The organism is uncultured Lactobacillus sp. (genome assembly GCF_947367085.1).
Lineage (GTDB): Bacteria > Bacillota > Bacilli > Lactobacillales > Lactobacillaceae > Lactobacillus.
In genome coordinates this window covers 1-15079 of the sequence record NZ_CANBCP010000042.1, presented here as the reverse complement: position 1 = coordinate 15079, position 15079 = coordinate 1, and the positions used below count along the sequence as shown (strand labels likewise).

The window sequence follows — 15079 nt, the reverse complement described above, 5'->3', positions numbered from 1 at the left end:
TTATCACCTGCTGTATTATTTATCTATTACACTATTATTTTAACAGATAATTTTTCAATTACAACTATAAAATCCAGGGGTTTTGTTTCACAATTAAAAATTAAAATCGCTAAGCAAAAATAAAAAAGCTACAATCACTTGCTATATAAGCAATAAATGCAGCTTTTATTTTTAATTTATATTCAAAGTGTAAAACTTACTTTAATTTTTATTTAAATTTTGCATTTTCAAAAATAGTGCTATAATAGTATTTCTATTTTTTATATTTTTAAAGCAATTAACTATTTAATGCAAAATCCTGTCAATTTTGTTTCATAAATATACTATTTCTTGTTTCTTTCCACGTTCAATTGGTTAATCTTACGTAAAACATCCACAGCTTTCCACATACTTTCTAATACAGTATATTCGTAACGACCGTGCATATTTTCTTCACCTGCAAAGAGGTTTGGACATGGCAAGCCCATATAAGTTAATTGTGAACCATCAGTACCACCACGAACGGGATCTTCATTAACATTCAAGCCTTCAGCCTTATACGCATCCCTTGCTAAATCAACGATTTCCATGTGCTTTTTAAGTTCGTCAGCCATATTATAGTATTGATCCCACATCTTGAGCTTAATTCTTTCACTGCCAAATTCATCATTCATTTTTTTAACGATGTCTTTTACAAGGTTCTTTCTAGCTTCAAGACCATCTCTTTCAAAGTCACGGATAATATAATCCATATGAGCTGAATCAACTGTTCCATCAAAATTCATCAAGTGGAAAAAGCCTTCCTTACCATCAGTATGTTCTGGACGATCATGTTCAGGTAATTGATTATGAAAATCGATTCCAACTTGAATCGCATTAATCATTTGACCCTTAGCAACTGCGGGATGGACATTGACCCCTTGAATATCTAAGCTAAATTGTGCTGCAGAAAAAGTACCCCAGTCAAGTTTTCCTGGAGCTTCTCCATCAACGGTGTAAGCAAAATCAGCACCAAATTCATCAACATCAAAGTGCTGTGCCCCAGTACCAATTTCTTCATCTGGAGTAAAGGCCAAGCGTATTTTGCCATGTTTTTCTTCAGGATGCTGCATCAAGTATTCAGCAAAGGTCATTAATTCCGAAATTCCACATTTATCATCACCGCCCAAAAGTGTATCTCCTGAAGCAGAAATAATTGTTTGACCCTTGTAATTCTTCAAATGCGGAAAAACTTCCGGGTCAAGATAAAATTCAGAATCTCCTAATTGAATCTTGGATTCACCATCATAGTTTTTAGTAATTTGAGGTTTGACATCTTCTGAATCAAAGTCAGCAGTATCGCAGTGTGCAAGCAAGCCAAAAGTTGGTACTTCATAGTCTAAATTTGATGGAATAGTAGCGATCACACAGCCGCTTTTTTGATTATAATGTACGTCTTGCAACCCTAACTCTTCTAAGTCTTTCATAATTACATTCTTTTGAAAATTCTCTTCTCTTTCTGTAGAAGGGAAACGATCCGAATGTTCATCAGAACGTGAATTAACTTTTACATACTTTAAAAATCTTGGTAATAATGTTGGATATTCTGTCATAATGTCTTCCTTTTAAAATAAATCTTGAAATGGATTAGTTGAAACTTCTGAAACATCAACGTCAACATCCCAATTGTACTCCTCATTCCATTTTTTTAGTCGATCTGCAACCTTGTACTTAAACAACTTTTCTGTGTAATGACCGGGGTCAACAACTGTCAAACCAGACGAAATCATATCGTGGCCGACATGATAATAAACATCTCCAGTTATAAAAGCATCTACTCCTTCTTGCACCGCCTGATGCCAAAACTTACCTCCATCTCCACAAATGAAAGCAACACTTGAAATCATTTTGTCATTATCATCAGTAATTAAACGAGCCATCTTAATATTCATTTTGTCTTTAACATAGTAGGCAAAATCATATGCTGACATTTGTTCTAGCAAACGTCCCTTTCTCCCAATAGCGATTCCATCCTCATCTAAGGCAAACGGTTCAATATCTTTTAATCCTAACTCTTGAGCCTGCCAATCTGCAGACCCATCTTGCGCCTTATCTGAATTGGTATGGATCGAATACACCGTAATACCATGTGCAATTAAATCAGCGTACATTTTATTTTGCGGATCAGAAAAATCTAAATTTCGAGCTGGTCTAAACATCACTGGGTGATGACTAACAATAAAATTAGCACCTTTTTCAATTGCCTCATCTACTACTTGCGGACGTACGTCCAAAGTTGTCATTACTTTGGTAACATCTTGTTCTAAAGAACCGATTTGCATCCCAACTGGATCACCTTTAGAAGCAATCTCTTTAGGAAAGTCTTGCTCAAGTCTATCTACTATATCTTTTACTTTCGTCATTTGAGAACCTCTTTGATCATTTTTATAGTATTGTTTACGTCATCGATTTTTTTAGTATCTGGAACTTTTGCTTTGTTTAGGTTTTTTAATAATTGCTTTTGAAAGGTAAGCTGCTTTTCCCATTTTTTGATAAAGATTGAATTCTTTTCTCTAATTAGGAACGGTCCAAACTTTATCTCTTCTAAAGTGAGAGGTCTATTATTGGAAGTTAGTTCTGCCTTAATAATTTCGTAAATATGACCTGAGACTTCAATTATCACTTCTGTCTTAATCATATAATTATTCTGACTAAGCCAAGATCTAACAATATCTTCACCGACATTAGGTTCTAAAATTAATGTTTGAAAGACCTTACCTTCTTTTCTTGCCTTTTCAAGCAAATCAACCATTAGTTTTCCACCCATACCAGCAATTACTACAGTATCAATTTGATCATTACTTGAAATTGTATCAAGGCCTGAGCCCAATCGAGTTTGAATTTTATCATTTAGGCCTGCTGCTAAGATGTCATTTTTGGCATTATCCAATGGACCCTTAGCCACATCAGAAGCAATCGCAAAATCAATCTTGCCATTTTGTACTAAATCGATTGGTAAATAAGCATGATCAGTCCCAATATCAGCTAGTCTACTATTTGGTTCAACCATGTCAGCAATGGTTGCTAATCTTTTTTCAAGCATATATTTCCTCCTAAAGAAAATTTTAGCATAAAGAAAAAGAGTTCACTTGAAAATTCAGTGAACTCTTTAATTTTTAATCTAAGAAATCCTTCAGTTGGTTTGAACGACTCGGGTGGCGTAATTTACGTAAAGCTTTAGCTTCGATTTGACGAATACGTTCACGAGTAACACCGAAAACTTTACCGACTTCTTCCAAAGTACGAGTTCTTCCATCGTCAAGGCCAAAGCGAAGTCTCAATACATTTTCTTCACGATCAGTTAAAGTATCAAGCACTTGTTCAAGTTGTTCCTTGAGCAGTTCATATGAAGCATGTTGTTCTGGACTTGTCGCATCTTTATCCTCAATAAAATCACCCAAATGAGAATCATCTTCTTCACCAATAGGTGTTTCAAGCGAAACGGGTTCTTGTGCGATCTTCAAGATATCTCTAACTTTATCAGTTGGCATATCCATTTCGGCACCAATTTCTTCAGGAGTTGGTTCACGACCGAGATCTTGAAGCAATTGACGTTGAATTCTAATCAATTTATTAATAGTTTCAACCATGTGAACTGGAATACGAATTGTTCTAGCTTGGTCAGCAATAGCACGCGTAATAGCCTGTCTAATCCACCAAGTTGCATAAGTTGAAAATTTGAAACCCAAACGATAGTCGAACTTATCTACAGCTTTCATCAGCCCCATGTTACCTTCTTGAATCAAATCAAGAAAAGACATTCCACGTCCAACATATCTTTTAGCAATAGATACAACCAGTCTCAAGTTGGCTTCGGCAAGTTCTTGTTTTGCTTCTTCATCGCCATCTTCAATTCTTTTAGCCAAGGCAATTTCTTGGTCAGCATTAAGCAATGAAACACGTCCAATTTCCTTTAAGTACATTCTAACTGGATCGTTCATTCTAACGCTTGAAGGAGCAGACATATCCTTTAACTCTGCTTTCTCAACATCTTTTTGTTTCTTTAGGGCAAGTTTAGAAGGTTCTCCATTTTCGTCGACAATTGAAATCCCATTATCTTCAAATTCTTGTACCAATTGATCAACGGCTTTGCCTTCCAAGTGATAAGGCTTAATCAAACGAGCAGTAAAATCAGTCTCAGTAATTGATTTACTCTTTTTAACGTCCTTGACCACTTGCTTCACCATTTTATCTAGTGATAAATTTGCTTCTTCACTAGAAGCATCTTTTTTAGTGGTAGTGTTTTTTTCTGCCATAAAATAAGCCTCCTCTAATTCTTCTGTCTCTTTAAATCTATAATTTTTTGAGTAATTCGCAATAAATCTTCTTGATCATTTCGCATCTGTGCTTCTTGCAAATTATCAAGCAAGCTATGCAATTGCTCATCAATTTTAGAATTTGCCAAGGCCTGAAGTTGATCATCCAACTCTTGTTTTGAATAATCTTCTGGCATTTCTGCCATCTCCATATTTACAATTATACCTTGAAGTTGTTCAGGAACAAAATCTATAAATCCTTGTACAGTTGGCGTAGTAGTTTGTTCCAAGTATTTGAGCCATAATTCAGCTAAATTAGCATAAGCTGGATCTGGAAACAAGAAATTCCTCTCTAATAGATAATCACGTGCTTGTTCACTATGAATGTATAAATAGAGCAATCTTCGTAAAGCGGGATTTTCATTTACAGATTGAGCAGAATGTGTTGATTCTTGAAATTCTGCTTCCTGATCTTGATATACTTGCGCTTCAAATTGATTAATTTGTCTTTGATGATTTTTAGCTCGGTTTAATTTTCTCCTAGCTCTAAGTACTGAAACTTTTAAAGATTCAACACTTACACTAGTTTGCTTAGAGATCTTTTCAAGATACAAGTCCTCTGCTACTGGATCATTCAAAGGTGCAATTAAATCAACAGCTTCATTGATAAAGCTTAGTTTTTCACGATCATTATGTAAATTAAACTTCAACGCTAATCGATTTAGTAAAAAATCTACCGGAGTTAGAGCTGCTTTTACTTGACCTTGGTATTTTTCGGGACCATATTTTTTAACATACTCATCTGGATCTAAATTCTCAGGCAAGACAACAATCCCGAGATTAAATCCATTAACTTTGCTGAACATATTGCATGCTCTTTCAGCAGCATGAATTCCCGGAGGATCCCCATCATAGTTTACAATCACATTTGGCGTAATTCGCCGAAGAATATAAACCTGTTCATCAGTTAAACTAGTTCCCATAGAAGCTACACCAGACTTAATCCCAGCCTTATAGGCAGCAATTACATCCATATAGCCTTCATATAAAATCAGATGCCCTTCTGATCGAGCAGCTTTTTTAGCTTCTGATAAATGGAAAAGTAGTTTTGATTTGGTGAAAATCTCTGTTTCCGGACTGTTCATGTACTTAGCAATTTCAGAATTATTTGATATTCGTCTGCCAGAAAAACCGATTGTTCGTCCTACTTCATCACCTAAAGGAAACATTAATCGATCACGAAATCTGTCATACAATTTTCCCTCTTGTGATTCAACAAAAAGGCCACTTCTTCTCAAAAGATCTTCTTCATAGCCCTTTTGCTTTAAAAAAGTATATAAGATTCCGTCATTATCTGGGGCATATCCTATTTTAAAGTGATCCAATAATTCATTGTCTAATTCTCGCTTTTTTGCATATTGTAAAGCTTTTTCACCAGCTTTGGTTGTTAGTAAAATATGCTGATAAAACTCAGTTGCCTGTTGGTACATTTTTTTCAACGGACTAAGAGGTTCGGTTTTACCAATTACCCCTTCGGGCATTTGAATATGTGCCATGTCAGCAACAGCTTTTACACTTTCAGGAAAGGTCAGGTTTTCCTGATACATCATGAACTTAAAGACATTTCCTCCCTTACCGCAACCGAAGCATTTAAAAAATTGCTTAGCTTCATTTACAGTGAAGGATGGTGTTTTTTCTTGATGAAACGGACATAATCCGGTATAATCTTTTCCTTTTTTAGTTAAAGAAACATATTGACTAATTACATCTACTATGTTGACAGAGTTACGTACTTCATTAATGAACTCTTCAGGAATACGGCCTGCCATCGACAAGCTCCTTTTTACATTATTTAATTACCAATTGGCTTAAATCACCCATACGATCAGCTAATGCATTTACTTGAGCTAATTGTGCCAAACGGTTATTTTTAATATTTTCATCTTTATCCAAGATCATGTTAGATTCGAAATAATTATCGATGACTGGTTGAAGTTCAACAAAGCCCTTATACAAGTCACTGATAGCTAAGTCCTCTTGATTTTGTAATTCATTCACACCAGCAAATAATTCTGCTTCACTTTGAGAATCAAATAGTTCATTATTAACTTCATTATTTGCTTGGAATTTAGCTTTCTTCAAGATATTAGTAATACGAGTTAAACTTTCAACAACAGGTTTAAAGTCTTCATCATCATGGTGAGTTTGAAGAGTCTTAGCTGCAGCTAACATTTGAATTGGATCTTGTTGACTAGAAGCCAAAACAGCATCAATAACATCATACTTGTAATCACTAACTTGTAAGTATTGCTTTACACGATCACGAATAAAATCAGCGATTTCATTTTCAGCATCACGGTCCTTAGGTAATTTGGCACTAGTTGCACCTGAGAGAATATCAACTAATTCTGGTAGTAATTCTCTAATAGATAAAGACCAGTTTTCATTTAAAAGGATTCTAACAATACCATAAGCATTTCTTCTCAAAGCGTAAGGATCATTTGATGAAGAAGGAACCATACCGGCTGCAAAGAAAGTAATAATAGTATCTAGCTTATCTGCAATTGATAAAAGTGAACCGACAGTAGAAGCTGGCAATTCACCTTCCGCACTTGTTGGCATATAGCTTTCTTTAATAGCAGAGCTGACTGCTTCATTTTCACCAGCCAATCTTGCATAATGCATGCCCATAATACCTTGTAATTCAGCAAATTCTCCAACCATAGCAGTAACGAGATCAAATTTATAAATATCTGCTGCTCTATCAAAGTCCTTAATTTCTTGATCACTCAAGTTAAGCTTGTTGGCAATTAAATCACCAATTAATTTAACACGAGCCATGTGATCAGAAACAGAACCAATCTTATCGTGGAAAGAAACATCTTTTAATTTATCTACAAAGTGTGATAGTGGATATTTCTTATCTTCATCGTAGAAGAATTGTGCATCATCTAAACGAGCAACAAGGACTTTTTCATTACCTGAAATAACATTATCAAGATATTCGCTGTTTCCATTTCTAACAGAAATGAAGTGATTAATTAACTTACCGTTTTCATCGTAAACTTCAAAGTATCTTTGGTTATCCTTCATTGAAGTAATCAAAACTTCATCAGGAATGTTTAAATACTTTTTATCAAAGCTTCCAGCAAAAACTGTTGGATATTCAACTAAGTTAGTAACTTCTTCTAATAAGCCTTTATCTAAAGTGACCTTCCAATTATTTTGAGCTGCCAATTCTTGGATTTGATTAATAATCATACCCTTTCTTTCATCAGCATCAGCAATGACATATTGACTCTTTAAGGCTTCTTCGTAATCGTCTGCATTTGCTAATACGATTGAATCACCTAAAAAGCGATGTCCTTGAGTTTTTCTGCCAGCAGTAACATCCAAAAGTTTAACTGGAATTACTTCACTACCAAATAAAGAAACCATCCAATGAATTGGGCGGACAAATTCAAAGTCATAACTACCCCAACGCATTTTTGTTGGGAAAGTCATCGCTTTAATAATTTCACTCATGTTCATTAAAATATCTGAAGCTTTTTTACCTTCTTTTTGAACATGAACATAAGCGTATTCAGTACCCTTTAGTTCTTCAAAATAAATGTCGTCAACACTCATGCCTTGTCCGCGAACAAAACCTTCTGCCGCTTTAGTCCAGTTACCATCTTTATCTTGAGCAATCTTTTTAGCGGGACCCTTTTTTACTTCATCAATATCGTCTTGTTTTTCAGCTAACTCTTCAACCAAAATAGTTAAACGACGTGGTGTAGAAAAAGTTTTAATGTCTTTAAAAGATAGGCCATTTTCTTTTAAGAACTTCTTTGTTCTGTCAGCAAGTTGCTTCACACTTTTTGAAACAACATGTGCTGGCATTTCTTCAGTACCAATTTCAAATAAGTAGTCTTTAGTCATTTACTTGCCCAGCTTTCTCTTGATCTTCTTGGTGCTTCAATAATGGGAAGCCTCGTTTTTCACGTTCTTCAACAAATCCTTTAGCTGCAAGATGAGCCAAGTTTCTAATTCTAGATAAGTAACCAGCTCTTTCGGTTACAGAAACCGCACCTCTTGCATCAAGCAAATTGAAGGTGTGACTACATTTCAAAATATAGTCATATGCTGGATGAATTAGATTTTGACTAAGCAAACGTTTGGCTGTTGCTTCGTAAATGTCAAAGAACTTGAGTAACTGTTCTTGATCGCTTTCTTCAAATGCATATTTTGAGTGTTCATATTCAGGCTGTTTGAAAATATCACGATATAACACACCATGACCCCATTCAAGATCAAATACGGAGTTAACTTCTTGGATATAAGATGCAAGTCTTTCAACACCATAAGTGATTTCGCTCATTGTTGGCTTAACGTCTAGTTCGCCCACAACTTGGAAATAAGTAAATTGAGAAACTTCCATTCCATCAAGCCAGACTTCCCAACCTACACCTGCACATCCCATTGATGGGTTTGCCCAGTTATCTTCAACAAATCTGATATCATGCTCTAATGGTTCTATACCTAAAACACGTAAACTATCTAAATAGTATTGTTGAATGTCTTCAGGAGCTGGTTTGATTACTACTTGGAATTGGTGGTGTTGATATAAACGATTAGGATTATCACCATATCGACCATCAGCTGGACGTCTTGAAGGCTCTACATAACAAGCTGCCCATGGTTCAGGTCCTACGGCCCGTAAAAAAGTATAAGGACTCATGGTTCCTGCGCCTTTTTGCTCATCATATGAAGGCATAATCATACAACCTTTAGAAGCCCAGAATTGTTCTAATTTAAAAATCATATCCTGGATACTCAGTTTTTCTGACATAGTTTTCTCTCCTCGCTTCATAGGCCATAAAAAAAGCCTATGCAAAAGTTGCATAGGGACGATTTATTTCGCGGTTCCACCCTAATTCAGGAAGTATTCTTCCTGCTCTTAATTACGATGTTTTGACTAAAAGGTGCCTTTTCCTAGATGCACTTTCACCATACTGCATTCGCTAAACTAGTACTTTTTTTATTCCTTTTGAACTGTCAAAATACGTAATCAATTTTAACATTTTTTGATAGAAATTTCTAGATTTAACCTAAATCATTCTTAATTCATCAAGAAACTTTTTGCTTTTCAAATTTAAGTCTAAGTAACGAGTGTACATCCGATCGATAACTCTTTTGGAATTATTTTTTAAATTTGTATTTATATTGATTTTACCTAAACGATCAATCTTAATTAAAGCTAATGTTCTTATTAAAGAAACTACCTGTGGATCTAAGTGCATACGATCACTAACTTGGTTAAAATGGTCGCTACAGATTATTGCTCCTCTTTCTAAAGAAAAATCAAAAATGCCTTGTTTCTTATTACAAATCATACAACTATCAAGTTTTGGCGCAACGCCAAAATAATAAAGCATTTTCAATTCGATCATTTGTTTTATAATTTCTTCATCAAAGTCATCATTGATTTTGTTTAAAGCTGTAAAAACCAAATCATACACTTCCCAATTTGCTTGATATTCGATAAAGGCATGATCTACTAAATCTAATATATAGCTTGCATACGCTTGTTTGGTAATATCAAGATAGATATTTTCAAACTGGCGGACATTTTTAAAAGTTCTTAGTGAACTAATTCCTTTGTTTGAAGTGTTGACTGTATAAATTCCATAAGAAAAGTTTAAAGTTGCAGCCCCCAATTTGGACTTAGGCCTTAATGCACCTTTAACATCTATAGTGAATATACCTTTTTGTTTAGTGATGATCTTAGTTAACACATCAGCTTCTTTATACCTTTTTCTCTTAAAAATAATCCCACTAACATCAACAAGTTCGCTAGCCATCAACGAAGTTCCTTCGCATTATAACCAATAGATTTCAAAAATACTGGATCTGAGCGCCAATTCTTTTGAACTTTAACCCACAGCTTTAAATTAATCTTTTCACCTAAAAGATTTTCTATCTCTCTTCTAGCAGCAATTCCAATTTGTTTAAGCATTGATCCTTTTTTACCGATGATTATTCCTTTTTGACCATCTCTTTCAACATAAATGGTAGCTTCGACTTGAAGCTTTCCATTCTCATGATCACGCATCCGATCAACTACTACTGCAGTTGCATGAGGTACTTCTTCATGAGTTAGACGTAAAACTTGCTCCCTGATCAATTCAGCAACAATAAAATATTCTGGACGATCTGTTATCTGATCTGCATCATAGAATTGAGGTCCAACTGGCAGATACTTAGTAATCGTTTTAATTAATTCATCAACGTTATTACCCTGACTTGCTGAAATAGGAACGATTTCGGTAAAATCACCCAATTCTTTATACGAATCAATAATCTCGAATAACTTATCAGGGTGGATTGTATCAATTTTGTTAATTACTAAAAATACTGGCTTTTTGATCTTCTTTAAAAGCTCAGCAATATATTGATCCCCTTTGCCGGCTTTTTGGGGTTCAACCATAAATAAAACAACATCAACTTCATCTAGTGCCGAATAACTTGACTTATCCATGAAGTCATCAAGTTTATTTTTAGGTTTATGAATACCTGGTGTATCAATAAATACAATCTGTTCATGTTGGCCAGTATAAACCCCAGAAATTTTATTTCTCGTTGTTTGAGGTTGAGGAGACATAATAGCCACTTTCTGACCAACCAAGTAGTTTAATAAAGTTGATTTTCCGACATTTGGGCGGCCAATTAAAGCTACAAAGCCCGATTTAAATTCTTCAGTCATTTTCTTTTCTTTCTTTTATAAAACAAAATACCGTATTGCAAGAAAATACGGTATTTTAAATTTAATGGATTTGTTTTCCATGTGTTTCTTGATTCGGGTGAAGTGGCAAACCATATTCTCTGAGCACCTTTCCTTGAATAGAGAACATTTCTTTTGCTTGCTCATCTTCGATATGATCATAACCATTTAAATGAAGGTAGCCATGTACTAAAGTATAGCCAAATTCTCGATCAAAGCCAGTTTCATAATCTACAGCCTGTTTTTTCACCACATCAATGCAAATAAATAAATCACCAATATCTTCTACAAAGTTTGGATCTTCTAAAAATTGAGCCATGAGGTCATTTTCTTCTCCATCTTCTATTGCAAAAGAAATAACATCAGTAGGCCGATCCTTACCACGATATTTTTTATTTATTTCATGAATCCGATCACTAGAAACAAAATTTATACTAATTTCTTGCTCGTTATCTTTATTAATAGCTTTTTTTGCAGATAAAAGCAAATTTAAAATCCATCTCTGCCAATCTCGACTCTTATCTTCTAAGAATCCAATTTCATCATTAAAAGAGATATCTAACTGATCCACTAGTGTCCCTCTTCTTCATAAGCTCTAACAATCTTTGCGACAACTGGGTGTCGAACAACGTCATTAAAAGTAAAGTTTACAAATTCAATCTGATCGATCTTAGCTAAGACATGTTCAGCTTGAAGTAATCCGCTTCTTGCTTTTCCTGGCAAATCAATCTGCGTTTGATCTCCATTAACGACCATCTTTGAATTAAAGCCTAAACGGGTTAAAAACATTTTCATTTGAGCTTCAGTGGTATTTTGAGCTTCATCCAAAATAACAAAGGCATCATCCAATGTTCTACCACGCATATATGCTAAAGGCGCTACTTCAATTAATCCACGTTCCATCAACCGATTAGTCGCATCGATTCCCAGGATTGCATAAAGTGAATCATAGATTGGGCGTAAATACGGATCAACCTTTTCTTTTAGATCTCCTGGTAAAAATCCTAATGATTCGCCTGCTTCAACTGCAGGTCTCGTTAAGATAATTCTAGAAACTTCTCCCTTTTTAAAAGCTGCAATTGCCATAACTACGGCTAAGAATGTCTTACCGGTTCCTGCCGGCCCAATGCCAAAGACAACATCATTTTTCTTAATAGCTTCAATATATCGCTTTTGACCCATATTTTTAACGCGAATAGGACGGCCTTTTGCATCGCGAATCAAAATTTTATTATAGAATTCACCAAAAAATTCCAAAGTTCCTTTATCTGCCATCTTAACAGCACTGACTACATCTGTAGCCGTTATTGAAATTCCCTTTGTAACCACCTTATCAAGTGCAGTTAATACATCTAAAGCTTTTTTAACTGAATCTTTGGGACCGTTCACTTCAATCTCGCTACCGGTATCAGTGACTTTTATGTCATATGATTCTTCGATTAATTTTAAATTTGCATCATTAATGCCAACCAGGTTCATAATATTTTCTGGCTTAGTTGGCGTAAAAACAGCTTCAATAGATTCTTCCACTAAAAGCCTCCATAAAATATCTAATTAAGCTTTTTACCTACAATAGTTGAAGCTGATTTTCCATCAGCTTTACCTTTAATCTTAGGCATCAAAGCTTGCATAACTTTTCCAAAATCTTTTTTAGAACTTGCACCAACTTCAGATATTGTTTCTTCGACTACCTTTTCTAATTCCTCCTTAGACATTTGCTTTGGCATGTATTTTTCAATTACATCCATTTCTTTTTGCGTTTGTGTAATCAAATCATCGCGATTAGCCTTCGTAAATTCTTCTAAAGATTCTTTTCTTTGCTTTAAAGCACTTGAAAGGACCGTCAAATCATCCTCATCAGTCAAGTCATGACCTACTTTAATTTTGTAGTTCATCAATGCAGCCTTTAAGGAACGGACAACCGTCAAAGTATCTTTATCCTTTTCCTTCATGGCCTTTTTCATATCTTGCATTAAAGTATCATTTAATGACATTTTTAAATAATTCCTTTCTTTTATCTATACTATTCCATTATACAATTTTTGTGCAAAAAAAAGCTCTGAATAGATAAAATCTACCAGAGCAATTTCTTATTAATAATGTCTACGCTTACGTGCAGCTTCTGATTTTAACTTTCTGCGAACACTAGGTTTTTCGTAGAATTCACGTTTACGGTATTCTTGCAAAGTACCACTTCTAGAAACGGAACGTTTGAAACGACGAAGAGCATCATCAATAGACTCGTTTTCGTGAACGATTGTCTTAGCCATAGTGAGATCCCTCCTTCCATTTCTTGGCACAGTTGTGCCACAACAATATAGTTCAATTATAGCTAACCTCAAAAATCTGGTCAATAGTCCATATCACTTTTCTTCAATAAATATTATAATTTATAATTAGAGTAATTAATTATATGAGGTGAAATTATGACTGATCAAAATACTCACAAACAAACCGTTAATCTCGTTATTATTTCTGATGCCGTCGGTGATACTGCTTTTAATATGGTTCAAGCTGGTGCTGTTCAATATCCAGAAGTCAACTTTAACTACCGCCGTTATCCTTTCATTACCAATAAAGAAAAACTTGAAAAAGTTTTCGATGAAATCAAAGATCTAGACAATTTAATGATTGCATTTACATTAGTTACTGAAGAGCAACAATTAGCAGTAATTAAATTTTCACGCGAACATAATATTAAATATGTAGATCTACTTTCTGGCGTGATTGATAACATTCACGCTATCACTGGTATTGATCCTAAACATGAAATTGGTGCTGTTCACCAAATGGGACAAAATTACTTTGATCGTATTTCAGCTATGGAATTTGCTGTCATGTATGATGATGGTAAGGATCCAAAGGGCTTTTTGGAAGCAGATGTAGTATTACTTGGAGTATCCAGAACTTCCAAGACTCCGCTTTCTTTATTCTTAGCAAACAAAAACCTAAAGGTAGCAAATCTACCACTAGTTCCTCAAACCCATATTCCAGAAGAAATTTATCAAGTTGATCCTAAAAAAATTATCGGCCTAACTAATGATCCATCAGTATTAAACGAAATTAGACGTCAAAGAATGATTTCTTATGGTTTAAATCCTGATACGACTTACTCCAATATGGACTCCATCAATAAAGAATTAGCTTCTGCTCAAGCACTTTACAAAAAACTTGGCTGTTATGTAATCAATGTTGCTCACCGTTCAATTGAAGAAACTGCTGCCTTAATTCTTGAACACCTTGGCATTGATGACTACGCTAAATAAAATATTCTCAATCAAAACAAAAAGACCCAATTGGGTCTTTTTTCTTATACTGGTTTTCTTTCTTTGAATCGTCCGTATACTTTAGCAACTTCAGTTACACTCATAAATGCATATGGATCACTATTTAAAACTATATTATAAATATCATACATGTCATAACGGTCAATCACTGTCAATAAAACTGTCTTTTCTGTATGACTATAAGCACCTTCGGCATCATGTAGAATCGTAATCCCCCGATGCATTGTCTTTTGTACCCCTTCAATAATATGTTTAGGATGCTCTGTAACAATGATAACTTGCATTTTTTGGTGTTGAGTATAAACGGCATCAATAACTTTACCATTAACAAAAATGTTTAAAGCAGTATAAAGTGCTCTGGACCAGCCAAAGACGAAGCCCGCACAAACAACAATAATTAAATTGAAAAAGATATTTATTTGACCAAAACTTTTACCAGTCTTTTTTCTTAAAATTATACCTAATACATCTAAACCGCCAGTTGAAATACCTGACTTCAGCGCAATACCAGTACCTACGCCGTTAATTACGCCTCCAAATATAGCACAAATAATCGGATCGTAACTCATCTTGATTGGAGCAATTATCTTCATCATAATTGACCCTAATAAAACTGCAATCAAAGTGAAGAAAGTAAACTTATGTCCGATTTTAAACCATCCTAAAATAAACAAAGGGATGTTTAACACAAAATACATGACAGATGTGGTCAATGTAAATGGCAAATATCGGGAAGATACTGACTGCAAAATTTG

General features: G+C 34.7%; 15 protein-coding genes. 1 reads left to right on the top strand and 14 read right to left on the bottom strand.

Annotated features, from left to right (window positions below):
• Positions 1–323 precede the first annotated feature (323 nt).
• The 13 genes from pepT to rpsU all read right to left on the bottom strand — a co-directional run bounded on the left by pepT (position 324) and on the right by rpsU (position 13307).
• Positions 324–1571, bottom strand: a complete 1248-nt coding sequence (gene pepT, locus Q0Y70_RS07325) for a peptidase T (RefSeq protein ID WP_297819062.1) — start codon at positions 1569–1571, stop codon at positions 324–326.
• 12 nt (positions 1572–1583) lie between these two features.
• A complete protein-coding gene (locus tag Q0Y70_RS07320; protein ID WP_297819059.1) occupies positions 1584–2381 on the bottom strand; it encodes a Nif3-like dinuclear metal center hexameric protein in 798 nt (265 codons plus the stop codon).
• Positions 2378–3061 (bottom strand): class I SAM-dependent methyltransferase, encoded by a 684-nt coding sequence (locus tag Q0Y70_RS07315; protein WP_297819055.1) that lies wholly within the window; start codon positions 3059–3061, stop codon positions 2378–2380. The genes Q0Y70_RS07320 and Q0Y70_RS07315 overlap by 4 nt, the downstream gene beginning before the upstream one ends.
• Positions 3062–3134: 73 nt before the next feature.
• A complete protein-coding gene (gene rpoD / locus Q0Y70_RS07310) occupies positions 3135–4274 on the bottom strand; it encodes an RNA polymerase sigma factor RpoD (protein WP_297819052.1) in 1140 nt (379 codons plus the stop codon).
• A 14-nt stretch (positions 4275–4288) separates the two neighbouring features.
• Positions 4289–6103 carry a DNA primase gene (gene dnaG, locus Q0Y70_RS07305; protein ID WP_297819049.1) on the bottom strand — a complete coding sequence of 605 codons (1815 nt, stop codon included), beginning with the start codon at positions 6101–6103 and terminating at the stop codon, positions 4289–4291.
• Positions 6104–6122: 19 nt separating this feature from the next.
• Entirely contained in the window at positions 6123–8195 is a 2073-nt protein-coding gene (gene glyS / locus Q0Y70_RS07300) for a glycine--tRNA ligase subunit beta (RefSeq protein WP_297819045.1), read from the bottom strand.
• Positions 8188–9105: a glycine--tRNA ligase subunit alpha gene (gene glyQ, locus Q0Y70_RS07295; RefSeq protein WP_297819042.1), complete on the bottom strand. Its 918-nt coding sequence runs from the start codon at positions 9103–9105 to the stop codon at positions 8188–8190. The genes glyS and glyQ overlap by 8 nt, the downstream gene beginning before the upstream one ends.
• Before the next feature lie 259 nt (positions 9106–9364).
• Positions 9365–10117 carry a DNA repair protein RecO gene (gene recO / locus Q0Y70_RS07290; protein ID WP_297819039.1) on the bottom strand — a complete coding sequence of 251 codons (753 nt, stop codon included), beginning with the start codon at positions 10115–10117 and terminating at the stop codon, positions 9365–9367.
• Positions 10117–11019 (bottom strand): GTPase Era, encoded by a 903-nt coding sequence (gene era, locus Q0Y70_RS07285; protein WP_297819036.1) that lies wholly within the window; start codon positions 11017–11019, stop codon positions 10117–10119. The genes recO and era overlap by 1 nt, the downstream gene beginning before the upstream one ends.
• A 61-nt stretch (positions 11020–11080) precedes the next feature.
• On the bottom strand, positions 11081–11608 hold the full coding sequence (ybeY, locus tag Q0Y70_RS07280) for an rRNA maturation RNase YbeY (RefSeq protein ID WP_297819034.1): 528 nt from the start codon (positions 11606–11608) through the stop codon (positions 11081–11083).
• Positions 11608–12516, bottom strand: coding sequence for a PhoH family protein (locus Q0Y70_RS07275; RefSeq protein ID WP_297819065.1), 909 nt, complete (start codon positions 12514–12516; stop codon positions 11608–11610). The genes ybeY and Q0Y70_RS07275 overlap by 1 nt, the downstream gene beginning before the upstream one ends.
• Positions 12517–12587: 71 nt before the next feature.
• A complete protein-coding gene (locus tag Q0Y70_RS07270) occupies positions 12588–13031 on the bottom strand; it encodes a GatB/YqeY domain-containing protein (RefSeq protein WP_297819031.1) in 444 nt (147 codons plus the stop codon).
• Positions 13032–13130: 99 nt separating this feature from the next.
• Entirely contained in the window at positions 13131–13307 is a 177-nt protein-coding gene (gene rpsU, locus Q0Y70_RS07265) for a 30S ribosomal protein S21 (RefSeq protein WP_002880182.1), read from the bottom strand.
• A 156-nt stretch (positions 13308–13463) separates the two neighbouring features.
• Here rpsU and Q0Y70_RS07260 point away from each other — a divergent pair, with 156 nt between their 5' ends.
• Entirely contained in the window at positions 13464–14303 is an 840-nt protein-coding gene (locus tag Q0Y70_RS07260; RefSeq protein ID WP_297819028.1) for a pyruvate, water dikinase regulatory protein, read from the top strand.
• A gap of 44 nt (positions 14304–14347) precedes the next feature.
• Here Q0Y70_RS07260 and Q0Y70_RS07255 read toward each other — a convergent pair.
• Positions 14348–15079 (bottom strand): YitT family protein (locus Q0Y70_RS07255; protein ID WP_297819026.1); only part of this gene is annotated, 732 nt, incomplete at its 5' end.

Coding starts and splice junctions, on each gene's coding strand:
- glyQ (WP_297819042.1), bottom strand. CDS start 9,105: ATGTCAGAAAAACTGAGTATCCAGGATATGATTTTTAAATTAGAACAA.
- pepT (WP_297819062.1), bottom strand. CDS start 1,571: ATGACAGAATATCCAACATTATTACCAAGATTTTTAAAGTATGTAAAA.
- Q0Y70_RS07275 (WP_297819065.1), bottom strand. CDS start 12,516: ATGAACCTGGTTGGCATTAATGATGCAAATTTAAAATTAATCGAAGAA.
- recO (WP_297819039.1), bottom strand. CDS start 10,117: ATGGCTAGCGAACTTGTTGATGTTAGTGGGATTATTTTTAAGAGAAAA.
- era (WP_297819036.1), bottom strand. CDS start 11,019: ATGACTGAAGAATTTAAATCGGGCTTTGTAGCTTTAATTGGCCGCCCA.
- Q0Y70_RS07260 (WP_297819028.1), top strand. CDS start 13,464: ATGACTGATCAAAATACTCACAAACAAACCGTTAATCTCGTTATTATT.
- Q0Y70_RS07315 (WP_297819055.1), bottom strand. CDS start 3,061: ATGCTTGAAAAAAGATTAGCAACCATTGCTGACATGGTTGAACCAAAT.
- Q0Y70_RS07320 (WP_297819059.1), bottom strand. CDS start 2,381: ATGACGAAAGTAAAAGATATAGTAGATAGACTTGAGCAAGACTTTCCT.
- dnaG (WP_297819049.1), bottom strand. CDS start 6,103: ATGGCAGGCCGTATTCCTGAAGAGTTCATTAATGAAGTACGTAACTCT.
- rpsU (WP_002880182.1), bottom strand. CDS start 13,307: ATGGCTAAGACAATCGTTCACGAAAACGAGTCTATTGATGATGCTCTT.
- Q0Y70_RS07270 (WP_297819031.1), bottom strand. CDS start 13,031: ATGTCATTAAATGATACTTTAATGCAAGATATGAAAAAGGCCATGAAG.
- glyS (WP_297819045.1), bottom strand. CDS start 8,195: ATGACTAAAGACTACTTATTTGAAATTGGTACTGAAGAAATGCCAGCA.
- rpoD (WP_297819052.1), bottom strand. CDS start 4,274: ATGGCAGAAAAAAACACTACCACTAAAAAAGATGCTTCTAGTGAAGAA.